Raw genomic sequence first — 17,291 nt, 5'->3', positions numbered from 1 at the left:
CGCCAGTCTCCACCTGCACGCCTCGATGATCTGGATCAAAGACCTCACCAGGACCACCCGATGATTACGACTCGATACGCGCCCTAGCCCGCCCGGGCGGTGGCGAGGTGGGCGTCCACGGCGACGACACCGTCGACGCCCTGGCAGAGGCCCACGACCACCGGGACGAGACGCGGATCCGGGACGTGACCCCGGAGCGTGACGACCCCGTCCCGGACCTCGACCGCGACGGTGCCCTCGTCCAGACCGAGGATGCGCCCCAGGACGTCCTGCTCGACCTCGCCGCGGATTTCGATGTCGGAGCGGATGAAGGCGTCGAGCAGGTCGCTGCGGCTGACGATGCCGGTGAGGAGCCCGTCGTCGCCGACCACCGGAAGCTGCTTGACGTGCCGCCTGCGGAGTTCCCGCGCGGCTCGGGGGATGGTCCAGTCGGCGCGGGCGGTGAAGACGGGGCTGCTCATGAGCGCGCCCGCGGTCCGGGCCCGGGCCTTGCCCCAGGCGCGCTCTTCGTTCCCGTCCTGCCCCTGCGGATCGGGCATGCCGGTCTCGTGCCGCAGCACGTCGGACGCGGACACGACGCCGACCGGGGCGCCGTCGTCGTCGACGACCGGGGCCGCGACGATGTCGTTCGCGTCCAGCAGGGCGGCGATCTCCTGGAACGGTGTGTTGGGGCGGAGGGTGACGACCTCCTCGGTCATCACGTCACCGACCGTGCGGCGGTGAAGCATGGCATCGGCCTCCTCCGCTGTGCGACGGGGCGGCCGCGGTCGGACCGCCCGGGCGGACGACGCGCGGCGCGCCGGCCTCCGCGGCCCTGCCTTGCTCGTCCACGCCGTCTCCCCTACCCATGACAGCACCGCGCCGCTCCGGCGACCAGTGATGTTCGGGCCGGCGGGGAGGGCCGGGGGTCCCACGGCCGGGAGTGCGGTCGAGCGCGTGGTTGAACAACGGGTTCTCAAGCCCGGGGCCCGGGCCTGACCCCAGCTCGCGTCAACCGGACCGGGCCTGCCGCAGTGCCGGTGAGCCGCGGCCCGGAGTGGGGCTGGTCGTCGTTGCGGTCCAGGTGTGCCAGGCGGCCCGCCGGCCGTCCGGGCCCGTGGTGTGGCTGCTCGGGCCGGCCCAGGCGATGTAGCTGCCGGGGCGGACGAGCAGAGCGGGTCCGGGGTCGGTGCGGCGGGCCTGCGGGGCCGTGGTGTCGAGGTGGTGGGCGTCGTGTTCGCGGACCAGAAGGAAGCCGGGCCTGCGCTGCAGTTCAGTGAGCCGGCCCTCGGCGAGGGGGACCTCGGCGGCGCGGGTGCCGACGAGCGGGTGCCGGCTGTGTCGGCGCGGGTAACGGAGGGTGACGCCGGCAAAGCTGCCTGCGATGGCGTCGCGGACGGGGGAGGACGCCCAGGACGAGCGGTGCGAGGTGGTTGCGCAGCCAGGCGCGGGCCGTGGCCCCAGGGTGACGGCGCGCATCATGGCGCCGCTCTGGCTCAGGACGCGGCGGCCGATGGCTACGAGCACACCGCCCACGATGAGCACGCGTAAATTCGCCAGCCAGAAGATCACGATCTTCCCCAGTGAAATCCCGGAGGCGGCATCGTCGATGCCACATCAGTTCCTGGGGAGGCGTGGCTCCGGGACCCGGCCGCTTTGCACGGACCTTGCACAGGCCAGTGTGACCTTGCATCGATGGGCAGGCCCCTGGCGGGCCCTTCAGCTCACCGCATCCTCGGAGGGAACAGCCGGCCCGCTCGCTCAGGGCTGAGCATGGTCGGCCATGCGTACCGGCATCACCCCGACGACGAGGTTCTCCATCGCCTCGGGCATGCGGCCGAACCGGGCCAGCCAGTCGGCCACGACATACAGTTCACCCTGCTCGTCCAGTCCGAGGAACGCGTGACCGTGGTCGAGTTCCCCCAGTGGAAAGAGGCGGCGGCCGATCTCCTCGCCCCACTCGCCGAAGCGGTCGTCCTCGCCCAGCGCAAGCAGCGGGTCGAGTTCGAACGCCTCCCGCGCCCTCGTGATCCCAGGGCCACCACTGTCAACCGTCAGCCCGCCGAACTCCCGCAGGAACTCCTCGGCGGCGGAGTGCACACGAAAGCCCTCCGCTTCCAGGCGCTCTCGCCAGACCGCCGTGTCGACGCTTCGCCCCGGATGCCAGCCAGAACCACGCAGCACCGCCTCCACCTCGGCCGACCAGACGTGCGGCCCCTTCGCCTGCGCTGACCGTCTTTCGTTCACCAAACGGGCTGCAAACGCGGCGGCCTCCACAGGATCGGCTGTCTCCAACGCGACTCGGTCTCCACCGACCTGGCGGCCCACTACCGAGTAGGCATCGGGACGGGCGAACATCGCCGGGAGTGGTTCATGCCCCCACTCCTCCCAGCTGTCTGCGGTCGACACACTGAGCTGCTGCATCGAGATCCACGGATACATCGCGCTCAGCACCGGCTCACGCACGGCCGCCTGAAGCAACAACCACAAGGACGGCGAGGACGGGTCGTCCTCGGTAGGCCGCGGACGACATGCCTCCAGGAGCTCTGCCCAAGCCTCTGCATGACTGCGCTTCGCGTCCTCAGATCCCATCCCCCGACGGTGGTGCACACTCTCCCGTGTCGTCAACGACGAAAGGCACCTGGGGCACGGCCGCGCATGATGCAAGGAGAACCCGGACGAGCAGGAGATCGCCCTGGATTCGACAGCCATTGCCTACGTGATCGTCGACACATGAACTGACTTGAAAGACTTGGTAGTTGGCGACCGCCCCAATTGCGCAGCCCGACCTCCCCCGATCCTCCCCTGACGTCCGGTCACCGGCCTGCGCAAGCCTCGACGTTGACCTTCGGACGTCGCTCTTCGGCAGACTACGGGCTACGGGCTACGGGGAGGACTGCGGCGGACGCGGGCGAGGACCAGCACGGTGTCGTCGTTCGGTGGGTCGGGCAGCAGGCTCGAGAGCATGCGGTCCGCTGTCGCTTCCAGCTGGTTCGACTCCCGGCGCAGTTCATCGCGCAATGCGTCCAGGCCCTCTTCGATGTCCCGGCCGCGTGCTTCGATGAGACCGTCGGTGTACAGGACGAGTACGGCCTCCTCAGGGAGGTCGATCTCGGTCGTACTGAAGGGGTGACCGCCAACCCCGAGGGGGACGCCAAGGACGTCGCCGATCGTCTCGACCGTGCCGTCCGGGTGGCGTACAAGGGGTGGGGGGTGGCCGGCGCTGGCGATGCGGGCGCGGCCGGTGGCGGGGTCGTACAGGATGTAGAGGCAGGTCGCGAGCTCGATGCCCGCCTCCTGGGCACAGGCGTCGAGCTCAGCGAGCAGCTCATCGGGTTCGTGGCTGTGCCGGGCGAGTGTCTTGGCGGTGATGCGCAGCCTTCCCATGGCCGCGGCGGCCGGCACCCCGTGTCCCATCACGTCACCGACGACCAGGGCGACCCGGTCGCCCGACAGGTTGATCATGTCGTACCAGTCGCCGCCCACCTCGGTCATGTGGCTGCCGGGTACGTAGCGGTGGGCGATCTGCACATAGGGGTTGGTCACCAGTGCGCTCGGGAGCAGCGCGCGCTGGAGGGTGAGCGCGATGCCCTGCACTCGGCTGTAGAGACGCGCGTTGTCCAGGCAGAGCGCGGCGCGCGAGGCGAGCTCACTGGCCAGGCCGTGGTCCTCCTCGGTGAAGACGGGCCTGGCTGCGGAGCGTCCGAACATGGCGAGGCCCTGGACCGTGCCGCGGGCGATGAGCGGGGCGATGAGGATGCAGGTCAGACCGCTGTCTCGCAGTAGCTGGGCGCGGGCCTGGTGGATGACGGTCCGGGTCATGAACTCGTCGTTCACCAGGACGGCGACGACGCGGCCCGTTCGAAGCATCTGATGGATCGCGGAACCGGGCGGGTAGGTCACGTTTTCCAGTCCGCTCACGAGTTCAGTGGCGGGTGGAGGCAGGATCGTGCCGGAGGCGATCCGGCGGGTGACCAGTGGCCGTTCCGGGTCGAACACCTCGGGCTCGTCCATCCACTCGACGAGTTCCACGACGGAGGCGTCGGAGAAGTCGGGAACTGCAGCGTCGACGAGCTCGCGGGCAGTGACGTTCACGTCCAGGGTGGTGCCGATCCTGGCAGTGGCCCGGTTCAGCAGAGCCAGTCGCTGACGTCCGGCGGTCGCCTCCATGATCGCCTGCTCGCGGTCGGTCACGTCGATCACCAGCCCGCCCAGTCCTGGCCGACTGCCGACCGCCTGGCTGAGAGGGAAGAAACTCACCGACCGCACCTGATCCCGGTCCAGGTGACCTGGCGTGCGCACGCCCACCAGAGCGCCCACCACGGACCGCCCCTCCTCGGCGACTCCTCGCAGTATCTGCTGGTACTCACCTCCATCGGACGTGATCATGATCTCTTCCATGCGCCGTCCGAGGTGCTCCTCGATGGGAAGTCCGTCCATGTCGGCGAGCGCCTGATTGAGATGGACGTAACGCAGGTCCTCGTCGAGGATGACCAGGCCGATGGGGCAGGTCTGGAAGAGGGAATCGAGGAACGCCAGATTGGTCTTCACCCGATCGAGCTCGTCACTTCGGCTGGCCAGGGCCATCACCACAGACGCCCCATCTGCGCCGGTCATGGGAAAGACCCGGAAACCGCAGTCGAAGGCGGCGCCGTCCCGATGCCGTACCCGCAACCGGCCGCGCCAGTACCCCAGGGTGCGGCCCCGCTCCGCCAGCCGGATCGATGCGTCAACGGCGCCCCGTGGCGGTTCCGAAAGGATGACGCCGACGGATTTGGACAGCACCGCCGCGGAGTCGTGCCCGAAGAGTTCCTGCGCGCCAGGCCCCCAGTAACAGATCCGCTCGTCCTCATCGATGCCGAGGACCGCAACGGGCACGCGCTCCAGCATCGGCCCCGGCTCAGACCAGAGCGGACTGGGAGCCTTCTCGCCCCCCGACCGATCCGATGGCACCGACTCTCCCTTTCCACCCACAGCACGCAATGCCTGAGCACGCCTACAAGACGCTCAGACGCAGCTCAAGCCTCTCTCTTGTCCTCCATTGTGCGGACATCAAGGCGACTGTGTATCGTCAGAGCGCCCGACCCCCGCCAGACAGTGGGATCGCTGGTCAATACCATTCGGGCCTTCCAAGCGCCTTCCCAAGCATCCGCCCTGGTTCGAGGGACGGGCCCCGAGCCGCCACGCCGCCGTCTGACGCAGCCGCGGGAGGCACTCGGCGATCACGGCCCAAGCTTGATGCCGGCGGCGATCGGCAGGTGGTCGCTGCCGGTGACCGGCAGTGTCCAGACGTCGGCCGGCTTGCTGTCCGACGACCGGCCGTCTTCCTGCGGGTACTTCGACCAGCGTCCGACAGTTCCCCGGACCGCGTGGCGGGGGTGGTCCGATGCCAGCACGTCTCGTAGAACGGCACAGCGAAGGGCGTCAGCTCTTGCAGAGCGAAGCGTCCGGATGGCCGGGTCGATCGCGGCGGGTGGGGGCGCCGGCCGGCGGGAGGTTGTCGCGCGCCTTGCGGTCATCTAGGACGGTCGTGGAGCTCGCCTGTCCTTGCGCTGCGCCAGTTCGTCCTCGTCGACGAGGACGAGCATGGGCTTGCCGGGCTCGCACATCATCGTGACGATGAACCGGCTCCGCATGTCTGTGCGGTTGTTGCCGTCCTGATAGTGGATCACATCGCCTCCCGGCTCCCAGAACGCCTCCCCGGCCCGGATGACCCGCTCGGGCTCTCCCTCCAGCTCGAACAGCATCTCGCCCTCGAGCACATAGCCGAAAGCCGGTCCGAAGTGGCGGTGCGGAGGTGTGCCAGGGTCTCCAGGCGGGAATTCCACGAGAACCGTCATGACGTGTAGCCCCTCCGGGACGGAGGACGGTTTCGCCTCCTGGATCACGGTGACTGCGGTCTTCCAGGCCTCGGATCGCTGCCCCTGATTTCCTGGGGGGTTGACCACCGGTTCACTGTTCGGCATCACGCCACCTCCGGTCTCGGCGCCGATACGGAGAGCCGATCGGCCGCGCCACACATGGCCGCCCACAAATGCAGCCTTTGCCCGTATGTGTCGCGGACGGCGCTCAACGCCGCCGTCTCACCCGGTCGGCACTGCGCCGGCCAGGCGGAGCGGGTCCGGGACAGTCGTCGCGGCCGGCAAGCGCCCAGCTGTGACCTCCAAGCGGCCCCCGGCTTCAGCCTGCTCTTCCGGGAACCGTCCCGCAACCGGCACCCTGCCTGGCCCGATCATCCTCGGGGCTGGGTGTGTGGGGTATCCGGTCCGCGCGGCTCGGCCCTCGTGGGGCGTACGGTGGTCGAAAGCGATGCGTTTCGATCCGTGGGCATGGAGAGCCGACCGCCGTCGGCACTGCCCAACAGGCAGTACCGAACCGACACCGCGGTCGGCCCACCCCTCGGCTCAGTTCGGCGCCGGTTCGATTCGTGCCCGTGCCTCCGCACGCAATGGGACGGGATTCCGCCCGACGCCCTCGGGAACCTGAATGCTCGACGAAGGGTGCGCCATGAAGTTCACAGTCCTGGGGGGAACCGGCCTGATCGGCACACAGGTGGTCGAACTGCTGAGAGCGGCCGGCAACGACGTCGTACCTGCTTCGCTGTCCACCGGCGTCGATGTGATCAGCGGCAAGGGCCTGGATCAGGCTCTTTCGGGCGCCGATGTGCTGATCAATCTGACGAACTCCCCCGTGTTCGACGAGTCCTCCATCGACTTCTTCGAAACGTCGATGAACAACATCGTGGTCGCAGCGGAGGCGGCCGGTGTCCGCCACCATGTGATTCTCTCGATTGTCGGCGTGGACCACGTGCCGCAGCTCGACTACTACCGGGCCAAGGTCGCCCAGGAGAACGTGCTCGAGAACGCGCCGACGCCGTACTCGATCGTGCGCGCCACGCAGTTCTTCGAGTTCGTCGAAGCAATCATGTCCTGGACGACCGAGGGTGACACTGTCCGCCTGCCTTCCACCCCTGTGCAGCCGATGGCCTCCGCCGACGTCGCCGCTGCGGTCGCAAGGGCGGCCTCCAACACCCCGTTGCAGGGCATCCGCAACGTCGCGGGCCCTGAGATCTTCCCCCTGGACGAGCTGGGCCGGGTCACTCTGGCCGCACGCCCCGACGGCCGCCGTGTGGTCACCGACGACCAGGCGGGCATGTTCGCCGTGGTCACCGGAGACGTGCTGACGGCACCGGAGGACGCCGACCTGGCCCCCACTCTCTACAGGGACTGGCTTCAGCAGCCGTAGTTGGATGCGCGGTGGCGGCCCCGAGGAAGTGACTCGGGGCGCACGATCCGAGGGCTGTGGCCTTGCCAGGCCCTGATACAGGCCCCGGCCTCCGGGCGTATCCCTCCGCCGAGGACGGAGTCGGCGTGCCCGAAGGTTCTCGCCCCACCGGGCACGCCAAAGGGTGGTGCGTCACAAAGGCGCGGGAACTCAGCGGGTGATGCCTTGACTTCCAGGAACTCCTGCAATCCGTAACGCCCCATCTCCCGGCCGATGCCCGACTGCTTCTGGCCGCCGAACGGAGCGAGGAAGTTCAGCTCCCCGCCGTTGATGTCGACCTGACCGGCCCGCAAGTGCAGGGCGATGGACGACGCGTGCTCGCTCGGACCGGCGACCGCTCCGCTGAGGCCGTAGATGGTGCTGTTGGCGATGTCGACGGCGTGGTCGTCGTCGATGTAGGGGATCACCGCGGGGACCGGGGCCGAAGATCTCGGATGCGCACGAGCGGCCTCGCGCAAGAGGTCGACGACCTTGTCGGGTCTGCCGGTACGAGCATGCGACTCCAGGCGCCGCACGTCTGGCCCCCGTTGGCCCAGGCGTAAGCCAATCCGCGGGTGACCGCGGCGTCGAGGTCGGCGCCGGGCGGCGGGGCCGTCATCGCCGGCGCGCGTGACGACAACGCCACGATCAGGAGAGTTCGAGTCCGCCGTCCCATTGTTCGATGATCATCGAAGATCGAAGATGCTTCTGGTAACTCGCCATCGGATCAGGCATGCATCCTCGGCGGCATACAGCCACCCGGAACGCTGAGCCGGACGAGGAAGTCACCGCTTCACCCGTGACCAGCCGGCCCTTCGCGAGAAAGCAGTGCAACGGCGCGCAAAGGTTCGGCCGGCCCCGTCAGCCCTCCATCGCGGCATCGCATTCGGCACAGACGACCCCTGAGTACTTCGGTGGGTACCACGACGATCCGGGATGCTCGGCAGGATTCCAGGGCGCCTGCTCCATGGCGAAGGTGTCATGACCGCACAGGGTGCGCGGTCCGGCATCGGTGGAGGATGCAGGGGCGGCGGTCGCCGCGTGCACTCGGAGTACGGGCCGCCCCTCGACCGGCGAGGCGCCGGTGACGGTTCGCGCTGACCGCCGCTGGTCGAGCTCATACATCACGAAGATCTCGCTCATGTCCCGACGGTAGGCCGGTACCGCTGGTCACGCAGTGTGGACGTGGGACAGCGGCGTCGGCGACACGCGGCCGGTGCCTGTCGAGTCGCTCTTCACGGCGCGTGCGGCCCGGAGCACGTCCCCTCCGTGAAGGCGATGGACACCGCCGCAGGGCCGTGATCGGCAACCGGAAACGAGAACGGCGGCCCCTATCGGGGTGATGTACGCAGGCGCCCGGGTTGGGGGGCGGGGGTGTCCGAGGGGCCGAGGCAACGGGTGTGAAGCGAGTTCCGTAGTTCCGTAGTTCCGTGAACGATCTTGATCGGGTGGGATTCGGGGTGAGCCCCAAAGGGGCACTGGATGATCTTTAGGCCGCGACAGCCCGCTCGAACGGACCGCGTATCCACGATTACAGTGAGTGATCAATGCGCATGAGGTGACTCTTCCACCGGAGCTCGATGACCGCTTCACACCGATATGATGCACTTTGTGATCACGCCCGGACGGCTGAGGCGCCGACGCCCCTCCTACAAAAGCCGGTGGGAAGCTGCCCTGCTGTCCCCGGTGATCGTTACCGTCCTCATCGCCGGCCTGGCATTCTCCACACCGAGGGAGATCGCCTTCAGCCGCCTCCTGCCCGCCGCACCCGCCCTCGCCGCCGCCATGTGGCCCGTCCTCCCCACGATCCTTCTGGGGACGTTCTGCCTTATGGTCATGATCGGCCTCAGCCTCGTCTATACCGACCTGGGGACGCCGTACACAGCGGCTGCGATCATCGCGGTCACCGCGGCGGCCGCATACGCGAGCCATGTGCGACTTCAGCGGGAAGAGGCACTCTTCCACATCCGGCTCGTCGCCGACGCGGCCCAGAAGGTGCTGCTGCGCCCCCTGCCGCGCCGCATCCAGAACGTGGAGATCGAGTCGCTGTATCTTGCCGCCCAGGAGCAGGCCCGGATCGGCGGCGACTTCTACGAGGCGGCCGACACACCGTACGGCGTCCGGCTGCTCATCGGCGACGTACGCGGCAAGGGCCTGTCCGCGGTGGGGGCGGCCTCGGCGGTGATCAGCTGTTTCAGGGAGGCCGCGTACGACGAGCCCGACCTGAGGGGGATCACCCATCGCCTCGAGACCAGCATGACCCGGCACAGCGCCGCGTTCCCTGCCCAGGACCTGCCGGAACGCTTTGCCACCGCTCTTATCGTCGAGATCCCGCACGGCAGCGGCCACGTCAGACTCCTCAACTGCGGGCATCCCCCTCCGCTGCTCGTGCACCATGGCGAGATCCGCGTCCTGGAGCCCACCACCCCCTCGCCGCCCCTCAACCTCGCGACGCTGATCGGAGACCGCTACTGCGTCGACACCATCACGTTCGCCCCGGGCGACCAGCTGCTGCTCTACACCGACGGGGTGACGGAGACCCGGGACCGCGCCGGCGACTTCTTCCCGCTGCCGGACTGGATACAGCGGCAAGGCCCGGCGCCGCCCCGCGAGCTTCTCGACCGGCTTCACCGGGACCTGCTCCACTACAGCGGCGGAAGGCTCGAGGACGACATCGCGGCCCTCGCCGTGCGATGCCCGAACATCCTGGCCCAGGACCATCCCGCATAGGCGGCTGGATGCCGTGCGTGGGACTCGACGGCCGACCGTCCACGGCAACCAGGATCACCGCCATGACGGCTGGGCGAGGTCGGAGCTGAGGGCCCCCGCGGACACGTCCGCGGGGGCCCTCAGCGTTCAAGATCATCCAATGGCCCCTTCCGGGCCACCTCGGAACCGGCGCGAATCGCACCTGATGCGAACTGGCGCGCCACCTTGCACTGCGTAACCCGAACGGACATGGGGAAGCCGCTGATCAGCGGAATAGAGGGCCCATCGCGTGTCTGCCGAGACGGTAGCGACCACACCCGGTGACCACGCGCCCACCAGGCGCCGCACCGCCCGCACCTTCGCCGCCGAGGGTGCCCACGTCCTCGCCGTCGGCCGGCGGGCCGAACCTCTGCACAAGACCGCCGCCGGGCACGACCGGATAACCCCGCTGGCTGCCGACATCACCACCGAGGGTCAGCCCGAGCGGATCGTCCAGACCGCGCTGGAGATGCACGGCCGGTTGGACGCCTCCGCGATCCGGTCGCAAGCCTGGTCCAGCCGGATGGTGCTGCTGTCGACGAGGTCTTCCCCGGTCGGCCGACTGGATTGCCGCGGTCGCGGGTGCGCGGGATTTCCCCCGTACATGAGGGTTACGTTCCAGCCAGCTGTGGGCGTAATCTCAGCCACCCGGCAGAGGCCCCTCCCCGCTCTGGACCCACTGCCGAGGCGGCGCAGCGCGTTGCTCCAAGCACGTCGCGCGCCGGTCGAGGCCCCGCCCGCATCCCCCGGCGGGGCCTCAGATTTGTCGGCCTTTGACGGACCGTCAGGCACCGGGCGTCGATCCGGTGACGAAGTCGGCCAGTCGGGCGGCGAAGTCGTCCGGTGTGACGATCTCGAGGTTGAGCTGCTCGGCCTTCGCGCGTTTCGAGCCGGCTCCTGCGCCTGCGACGACGAGGCTCGTCCGCTTGGAGACGCTGGAGGACGACTTGCCCCCGGCGCGTTCTATGAGCTCGTTCATCTGGTTGCGGGAGAGGTCCTCGAGCGGGCCGGTCATCGCGCCGGTGACGACGACGGTCATGCCCGCCAGCGGCCCTGAAGGCGTAGCCGGCGTAGCCGCGTCCCCGGCGGCCGGTGCGGGGGTGGCGCCGGGTTCGGTCATGTTCACCCCGGCGGCAATCAGCTTGTCGATGACCGGAGCGAGTTCGGCGAGCTCGGCGACGATCACGGGTGCCTTTTCGACGCCGATGCCCTCCACCTGTTGCATCGCCTCGGCATCGGCCTGCCGGATCGCTTCCATGGTGGCGAAGTGGCGGGCGATGCGCCGGGACATGGAGCGCCCGGTGCCGCGTACGCCGAGCGCGCACAGCACCCGGTTCAGCGGGCGGGTCCTGGCCTGCTCGATCGCGGCCAGCAGGTTGTCGGTGCTGGTCGAGCCCATGCGCTCGAGGTGCAGAAACTGGTCGCGGGTGAGGGTGAACAGATCGGCGATGTCGGCGACGAGGCCGGCGTCGACGAGTTGCACGACGCGGGTGGTGCCCAGGCCCTCGATGTCGAACTGGTCCCGGCCGGCCGCGTACGAGAGGGAGGCCACGAGGTGGCAGTTGCGGCCGCGCTCGCACCGCCACCGCTGCTCGCTGGTGTCGATCCCGGAGCCGCACTGCGGGCACGTCCCGGGGAAGGTGATGGGCCGCTCGGCGCCGGTGCGCAGGTGGGCGACGGGGGCTTCGATGCGCGGGATGATGTCGCCGGCCTTGTAGACCATGACCTGGTCGCCGATGCGCAGGTCGCGGCGGGTGATGTCGGCCGGGTTGTGGAGGGTGGCGTAGGTGACGGTGGAGCCGTCGATCTCGACCGGTTCCAGGACCGCGCGGGGGGCGATGATTCCGGTGCGGCCGACCGCCCATTCCACGTCCAGAAGCCGGGTGATCTTCTCGACCGCGGGCAGCTTGTACGCGATCGCCCACCTGGGCGCACGGGATCCGGATCCGGCATCTTGCTGGTCGGCCGCCAGGTCCGCCTTGATGACGATCCCGTCGATCCCGAACGGCAACTCGGCGCGGAGAGCGGCTATCTCCCCGACACGGGCGAGGACCTCGTCGGTCGTCGTCACCGTACGGCCGGGCACCGCGGTCGCAGCGGCGGTGTTCACGCCCAGAGCTGCGGCGTACTCGATCAGCTCGCCGTGCGGGAGCTGTTCCAGCCGCTCGGCGAGCGCCCGGCCGCTGCTGGGCAGGGGCAGCAGCCCGTACGCGAAGAAGGTCATCTCCACCGTGTAGGCACGGTCCTTCGCGCGCAGGGTGCCGGCCGCGGCGTTGCGAGGGTTCGCGAACGGCTCCCCACCGTGGTCGACCCGGACGGTGTTCGCGGTCTCGAACTGGGCGGTGGTCATGAGCACTTCGCCGCGCAGCTCCAGGCTGACCGGCTCGGTGAGCCGGCCGGGCAGGCCGACGATGGTGCCGATGGCGTGCGAGACGTCCTCACCGGCGGTCCCGTCCCCGCGGGTGATCAGCCGAACCAGTCGGCCGTTCTCGTAGCGGGCGGCGATCGCGAGCCCGTCGAGCTTCGGTTCCACGCTCCACCGTCCGACGGGCCGTCCGATCCGCCGCTCGAGGGAGGCGGCCCAGGCGGTGAACTGCTCGGCAGAGAAGACGTTGTCCAGCGACAGCATCGCCGTGGTGTGCGGAACGTCCCCGTCGACGGCGCCGCCGGCGACCTTCCCCGTCGGGGAATCGGGCATCACCTGATCGGGATGCTCCGTTTCCCAGTGTGCGATCGCGCGTGTCAACTGGTCGTACGCGTGGTCGTCGAGTGCGCTGTCGCCGCCCGTGTAGTACGCGGCCGCGGCCTTCTTCGCGTCCTCGACCGCCTGCGCGTACGCGGCGGCATCGGCAAGGACTGGAGTCGTTGTCATGGGCGTCATCGTGCCCGCTCGCACTGACAATCGAGCGGTGCGCGGGCTCCGGGCGGTGGAAGGCCCCCGAACACGAGCCACGGCAGATCATTGCCCCTGCAGCCGGTCTTTCCGGCCGGGAGGGTGGGCTCAGGAGGTGAAGGCGAGGATCTCGCGGACTGCTCGGCGCAGGCTCCCGAAGTGACGATGGACGCCTTCCACCGCGACGGGGGCGTTGACGCCCCATACGGTCATGCCGGCCCTCAGCCCGGACTGCACGCCGGAAGGGGCGTCCTCGATGACCAGACAGTCTTGCGGCTCGGCACCGAGTCGCGTCGCAGCCAGCAGATAGGGGACGGGCGATGGCTTGCCTTCGTCGACGGAGGCAGCATCGACAATGACGTCCGGGACCGGCAAGCCTGTCCGGGCAAAGCGTCCGCGCACCCGGTGCTCGTAGTTGGAGGTCACCAGCGCCCGAGCCCCCGGCGACAGGGAGCCCAGCAGCTCTGACGCGCCGTCGAAGGCCCTGTAGACGCCGGACCGGACGTCCTCGTCCTCCAGCTCGTGCAGCGCGGCCAGGCACTCCCGCGGGTCCTGGCCCGGAGCGACATGCGCGAAGGTCTCCATCGGTCTCGTTCGCAGCGCCACTCGGTAGACCTCATCGGGGTCCAGCCCGTATCGCTCCGCCCACGTCTGCCAGACCCGGCGCTGGTTGTCCACGGCATCGATCAACGTGCCGTCGACATCGAACAGCACATACTTCCTGGCGCCGGACTGAGCAGGTTCGCTGATCACATTTTGATCATGCCATCAGGTTCCGAGCGGGCGGGCGGCGGGACAAGCCCTGTGAGGGCATCGCGGAGCCGGTTCGCGGCGTGTATCACCGGCGGGAAGCCCACGGGCCGACACGCACCGGCACGAATGCGCCCTAGCCGGCCGGGCGGCCGAAGACCGGCCGGGCCCAGGCAGGCGGATCCGGCGGCGGCCCGGGGTCCCCCGCGAAGGCGACGGCAACGGGTCGGGGGTCCACCTGGGTCGGCGGACGGCTGCCCGCACCGGCACCAGCGCTGTCGGTGGCGCGCATGGCCGACACGAACTCCAGGCAGGAGTCGTAACGGTCGTCGGGAACCTTCGCCAGGGCCTTCGCCAGAACATCGTCGAGCGCCTGCGAGGCCCCCGGCCGCTTCTCGCTCAGAGGAGGCGGCTGGTCGTACTGGTGCGCCCACAGCAGCGCCATGTCCTCGTCCCGCTGGAAGGGCGGCCGGCCCGTGAGCATCTCGTAGACGACACAGGCCAGGCTGTAGAGGTCGCACCTGCCGTCCACCGGCCGGCCGGAGATCTGCTCCGGCGCCACGTAGTCGAGCGTGCCGACGAACTCGCCCACCGTGGTGAACCCGGTCAGCGACAGCGACTTCTTCGTCAGCCCGAAGTCCGTGAGATAGACATGCTCGGGATGCTCACTGTCGGTGCCCTTGGCGACCAGGATGTTGCCCGGCTTGACGTCCCGGTGCACCAGATCGTGCTCATGCGCCGCGTCCAGTGCCGATGCCACCTGGGCGGTGATACGGACCGCGGCCTGCACCGGCAGCGGACCGTCCCGGTCGAGCAGGGCCCGCAGGTCGAGCCCCGAGACGTAACGCATGGCGATGTACAGAACACCGTCCGTCTCACCGGCCTCGAAGATCGGCACGATGTGGGGGTGGTCGATCGCAGCGGCCACGCGGGACTCATGGGTGAACCGACGGCGGAAGGTGTCGTTGCGGGCGAGTTCCGGGGCGAGCAGCTTGAGTGCGACGGTGCGGTCGAGCCGAAGATCCTTCGCGCAGTAGACGACGGCCATCCCGCCGCGGCCGATCTCACGCTCCACCCGGTAGCCCGCGATCTGCGCCCCGATCAGGCCCGACGGCCGACCCCCGTACATGCTCACGTCACTCGACGCCGGGTCCATCACTCAGCACCACCCCTCAGCAGCTTCCACCGTTGGGCCGCCGACGAGACCCGGTTCGGACATCACCACCGGCGGCATCCCCATGCCCGAATTCTATCCAATTGCCCATATAACGCCCCCGTGAGAGCCATCGCGCCGAACGGCAAGAGCCCCTGAACACCGCCGCCTGGCCCCTACGGAGAGGGAGGCCCGTCCGCGCGGGCAGGTTCACCGCTCTGCGCGGAGCGGACCAGGTGCCTCCCTACTGATCGGCGGCCGCCGGGACCAGACCGTCGGCGATCAGCCCGGCGAGTACCGCCTCACCCAGGGACCGGACGGCGGACTGTGGCCGGACCATGACCGTGAACTCCTTGATCCGGCCGTCATCGTCGAGGTGCAGCAGGTCGATGCCGTGGATCTGCCTGCCGTTGACGGTGGCCCGGAAGAGCAGGACCGCGGAGGGGGCGGCGGTGCCGTCGGCGCTCGTCTCGGACGTGCCGGCGAAGTCGCCGACGTACCGGAAGTCCTCGAAGGTGCGCAGCAGGACCCCGAAGAGGCCGAGCACCATGGGCTTGCCCTCGAAGGGCTGGAACTTCACGGGGCTGTAGAGGCGGATGTCGTCGGTGAACAGGTCGCCCAGCGCCGCGAGGTCGCGGCTGTCGACGGCGGCGCGGAAGCGTTCTGCTGCGGTCATGACGTTCCCTTCCTACCCATACTCATGAATATGATTAGTCTTATTCATGAGTATCATGGGACTGCGTTCATGGACAGGGGCACCACGAAGGAGGCGATCCGATGGCCTTGCGGCACGCTGTTCTGGCGGCGCTGCTCGACGAGGAGTTGAGCGGATACCAGCTGGTCAAGGCATTCGACCTCGGGGTGGCGAACTTCTGGCACGCCCAGCCGCAGCAGCTGTACGCCGAGCTGACCCGGTTGGAGAAGGACCGACTGATCGTGGGCCGGGAGGTGGTGCAGGACACCCGGCCCAACAAGCGCATGTTCCAGGTCACCGGCGCCGGCCTCGCCGAGCTGGAGCACTTCACGGCCTCCGCCGCGAAGCCCTCCTTCATCCGCGACGACCTGGTGGTGATGGTCCAGGCCGCCGACCACGTCGACGCCGAGACGCTCATCGCGCAACTGACCGAGCGCGCGGCCTTCGCCCAGGCCAAGACCGAGCTGTTCGGCAAGCTGCTGCTCACGATGCGGGGCGACCGCTCCGAAGAGGAGTTCCTGCGCCATGGCGAGCGCATCGGTCCGTACCTGACGTGCCTGCGCGGCCTCGCCTTCGAGCAGGGCAACCGCGATTGGTGCCACCGTACGGTCGCTGTCCTCAAGGAGAGGCAGGGCCCGTGACCGGCACTGACCAGCCGCACTATCTGCGCTATGCAGCCCTCGGCGACAGCCAGACCGAAGGCGTCGGCGACGGCGACGACACCACCGGCCTGCGCGGGTGGGCCGACCGGCTCGCCGAGCATCTCGCGCGGCACAACCCCGGGATGGGGTACGCCAATCTGGCCGTACGAGGACGTCTGGCCCGACAAGTCCACGCCGAGCAGCTCGGTCCCGCCCTCGCCCTGCGCCCCGACCTGGCCACCGTGGTCGCCGGGGTCAACGACGTGCTCCGGCCACGATTCGACGCCGACGAAGTGGCGGGTCACCTGGAGGCGATGTTCGTCGCGCTCACGGCTCAGGGAGCCCGCGTCGCCACCCTCACCTTCCCGGACGTCGCGCGCATCACCCCGCTGGCCCGGCCGCTCGGCTCCCGTGTCACCGCCCTCAACGACCGTATCCGCTGCGCGGCCCGGCGCCACGGGGTCATCGTCGCCGAGACCAGCCATCACCCTGTGGTCACCGACTCCCGCCTGTGGAGCCCCGACCGGCTCCATGCCGGCCCCCTCGGCCACGCGCGAATCGCTGCCGCCGTCGCGCACGCTCTGGCACTGCCGGACAGCGACGACAGCTGGACCCACCCACTGCCCCCGCCCGAAAGCCCATCGCCCACCGGATGGAGAGCCACCTTCGCGGAACTACGCTGGGCTGCCGCCTTCCTCGGTCCCTGGCTGGGCAGACGCCTGCGTGGCCGCTCGACCGGCGACGGGCACACCGCAAAACGCCCGCAACTCCTTCCTGTACGAAGGAGCGCACCTGAAGACAACCCGAGCGGGGCTCGCACATGACCCAGCGCTGCCTCAACTCGTCCTGGCTGCATGCGTGGCGCCTGGAGGTGTCGGGGAGCGTCACCCGGCTGATGGAATGATTCGAGGAGACGCACGGATGCCCGGCCGGCGACAACTACGTGGTGCCGGCCGACCCCGGCACACGTGCCGCACTCGCCGTTCCGGCGAAGCACCGGCCGGAACCGGTGCCCCTGCTGTGGCTCTACTCCGTCGTCGACAGCGCGTCGCTTCCCGACATCGGCAACGGGTACTTCATCGGAAACTCCTTGCGTGGAAACCCGGGCCTTCAGGCCGGGGAGGAGACGCATCCTTGGCCCGGAGTCGCGAAGCGGCGGAGCTCGCTGTG

16 protein-coding genes and 1 pseudogene are annotated in these 17,291 nt (G+C 69.2%); 6 read left to right on the top strand and 11 right to left on the bottom strand.

The window, feature by feature from the left end:
* Window positions 1–83: 83 nt before the first annotated feature.
* The 5 genes from ACWCXB_RS34195 to ACWCXB_RS34175 form a co-directional block, all read right to left on the bottom strand.
* Entirely contained in the window at window positions 84–728 is a 645-nt protein-coding gene (locus ACWCXB_RS34195; protein WP_450727991.1) for a CBS domain-containing protein, read from the bottom strand.
* Between the two features lie 262 nt (window positions 729–990).
* Window positions 991–1,551: a hypothetical protein gene (locus tag ACWCXB_RS34190; RefSeq protein ID WP_450727989.1), complete on the bottom strand. Its 561-nt coding sequence runs from the start codon at window positions 1,549–1,551 to the stop codon at window positions 991–993.
* Between the two features lie 189 nt (window positions 1,552–1,740).
* Complete coding sequence (locus ACWCXB_RS34185) at window positions 1,741–2,571, bottom strand: SUKH-3 domain-containing protein (protein WP_450727987.1); 831 nt, start codon at window positions 2,569–2,571, stop codon at window positions 1,741–1,743.
* A 285-nt stretch (window positions 2,572–2,856) separates the two neighbouring features.
* Entirely contained in the window at window positions 2,857–4,932 is a 2,076-nt protein-coding gene (locus ACWCXB_RS34180; protein ID WP_450727985.1) for a SpoIIE family protein phosphatase, read from the bottom strand.
* Between the two features lie 566 nt (window positions 4,933–5,498).
* A complete protein-coding gene (locus ACWCXB_RS34175) occupies window positions 5,499–5,945 on the bottom strand; it encodes a cupin domain-containing protein (protein ID WP_450727984.1) in 447 nt (148 codons plus the stop codon).
* 541 nt (window positions 5,946–6,486) lie between these two features.
* Here ACWCXB_RS34175 and ACWCXB_RS34170 point away from each other — a divergent pair.
* Window positions 6,487–7,224 carry an SDR family oxidoreductase gene (locus ACWCXB_RS34170; RefSeq protein ID WP_450727982.1) on the top strand — a complete coding sequence of 246 codons (738 nt, stop codon included), beginning with the start codon at window positions 6,487–6,489 and terminating at the stop codon, window positions 7,222–7,224.
* Here ACWCXB_RS34170 and ACWCXB_RS34165 read toward each other — a convergent pair.
* Both ACWCXB_RS34165 and ACWCXB_RS34160 read right to left on the bottom strand, forming a co-directional pair.
* The gene (locus tag ACWCXB_RS34165; protein WP_450727980.1) at window positions 7,212–7,670 is read right to left on the bottom strand and encodes an aldehyde dehydrogenase family protein; all 459 of its coding nucleotides are present in this window, start codon (window positions 7,668–7,670) and stop codon (window positions 7,212–7,214) included. The two genes, ACWCXB_RS34170 and ACWCXB_RS34165, sit on opposite strands and share 13 nt — an antisense overlap.
* A 433-nt stretch (window positions 7,671–8,103) precedes the next feature.
* On the bottom strand, window positions 8,104–8,385 hold the full coding sequence (locus tag ACWCXB_RS34160; RefSeq protein WP_450727978.1) for a hypothetical protein: 282 nt from the start codon (window positions 8,383–8,385) through the stop codon (window positions 8,104–8,106).
* Between the two features lie 543 nt (window positions 8,386–8,928).
* Here ACWCXB_RS34160 and ACWCXB_RS34155 point away from each other — a divergent pair.
* Both ACWCXB_RS34155 and ACWCXB_RS34150 read left to right on the top strand, forming a co-directional pair.
* Window positions 8,929–9,972, top strand: coding sequence for a PP2C family protein-serine/threonine phosphatase (locus ACWCXB_RS34155; protein ID WP_450727976.1), 1,044 nt, complete (start codon window positions 8,929–8,931; stop codon window positions 9,970–9,972).
* Between the two features lie 268 nt (window positions 9,973–10,240).
* Window positions 10,241–10,417, top strand: a pseudogene (locus ACWCXB_RS34150) (ketoreductase); the annotation flags it as partial.
* Between the two features lie 357 nt (window positions 10,418–10,774).
* Here ACWCXB_RS34150 and ligA read toward each other — a convergent pair.
* The 4 genes from ligA to ACWCXB_RS34130 all read right to left on the bottom strand — a co-directional run bounded on the left by ligA (window position 10,775) and on the right by ACWCXB_RS34130 (window position 15,462).
* Window positions 10,775–12,871 carry an NAD-dependent DNA ligase LigA gene (gene ligA / locus ACWCXB_RS34145; RefSeq protein WP_450727974.1) on the bottom strand — a complete coding sequence of 699 codons (2,097 nt, stop codon included), beginning with the start codon at window positions 12,869–12,871 and terminating at the stop codon, window positions 10,775–10,777.
* A gap of 120 nt (window positions 12,872–12,991) precedes the next feature.
* On the bottom strand, window positions 12,992–13,636 hold the full coding sequence (locus ACWCXB_RS34140; RefSeq protein WP_450727972.1) for an HAD-IA family hydrolase: 645 nt from the start codon (window positions 13,634–13,636) through the stop codon (window positions 12,992–12,994).
* A 133-nt stretch (window positions 13,637–13,769) separates the two neighbouring features.
* Complete coding sequence (locus tag ACWCXB_RS34135; protein WP_450727970.1) at window positions 13,770–14,789, bottom strand: serine/threonine-protein kinase; 1,020 nt, start codon at window positions 14,787–14,789, stop codon at window positions 13,770–13,772.
* 241 nt (window positions 14,790–15,030) lie between these two features.
* Window positions 15,031–15,462 carry a nuclear transport factor 2 family protein gene (locus tag ACWCXB_RS34130; RefSeq protein WP_450727968.1) on the bottom strand — a complete coding sequence of 144 codons (432 nt, stop codon included), beginning with the start codon at window positions 15,460–15,462 and terminating at the stop codon, window positions 15,031–15,033.
* A gap of 101 nt (window positions 15,463–15,563) precedes the next feature.
* On the opposite strand from ACWCXB_RS34130, the gene ACWCXB_RS34125 reads away from it, so the two are divergent.
* The 3 genes from ACWCXB_RS34125 to ACWCXB_RS34115 all read left to right on the top strand — a co-directional run.
* On the top strand, window positions 15,564–16,121 hold the full coding sequence (locus ACWCXB_RS34125) for a PadR family transcriptional regulator (RefSeq protein ID WP_450727966.1): 558 nt from the start codon (window positions 15,564–15,566) through the stop codon (window positions 16,119–16,121).
* On the top strand, window positions 16,118–16,945 hold the full coding sequence (locus ACWCXB_RS34120) for an SGNH/GDSL hydrolase family protein (RefSeq protein ID WP_450727964.1): 828 nt from the start codon (window positions 16,118–16,120) through the stop codon (window positions 16,943–16,945). The genes ACWCXB_RS34125 and ACWCXB_RS34120 overlap by 4 nt, the downstream gene beginning before the upstream one ends.
* Before the next feature lie 122 nt (window positions 16,946–17,067).
* Window positions 17,068–17,291 (top strand): hypothetical protein (locus ACWCXB_RS34115; RefSeq protein ID WP_450727962.1); only part of this gene is annotated, 224 nt, incomplete at its 3' end.

This window comes from Streptomyces sp. NPDC001514, from assembly GCF_053597075.1.
Note: the sequence above shows the minus strand (reverse complement) of the source record. Positions and strands in the feature narration are given on the sequence as shown.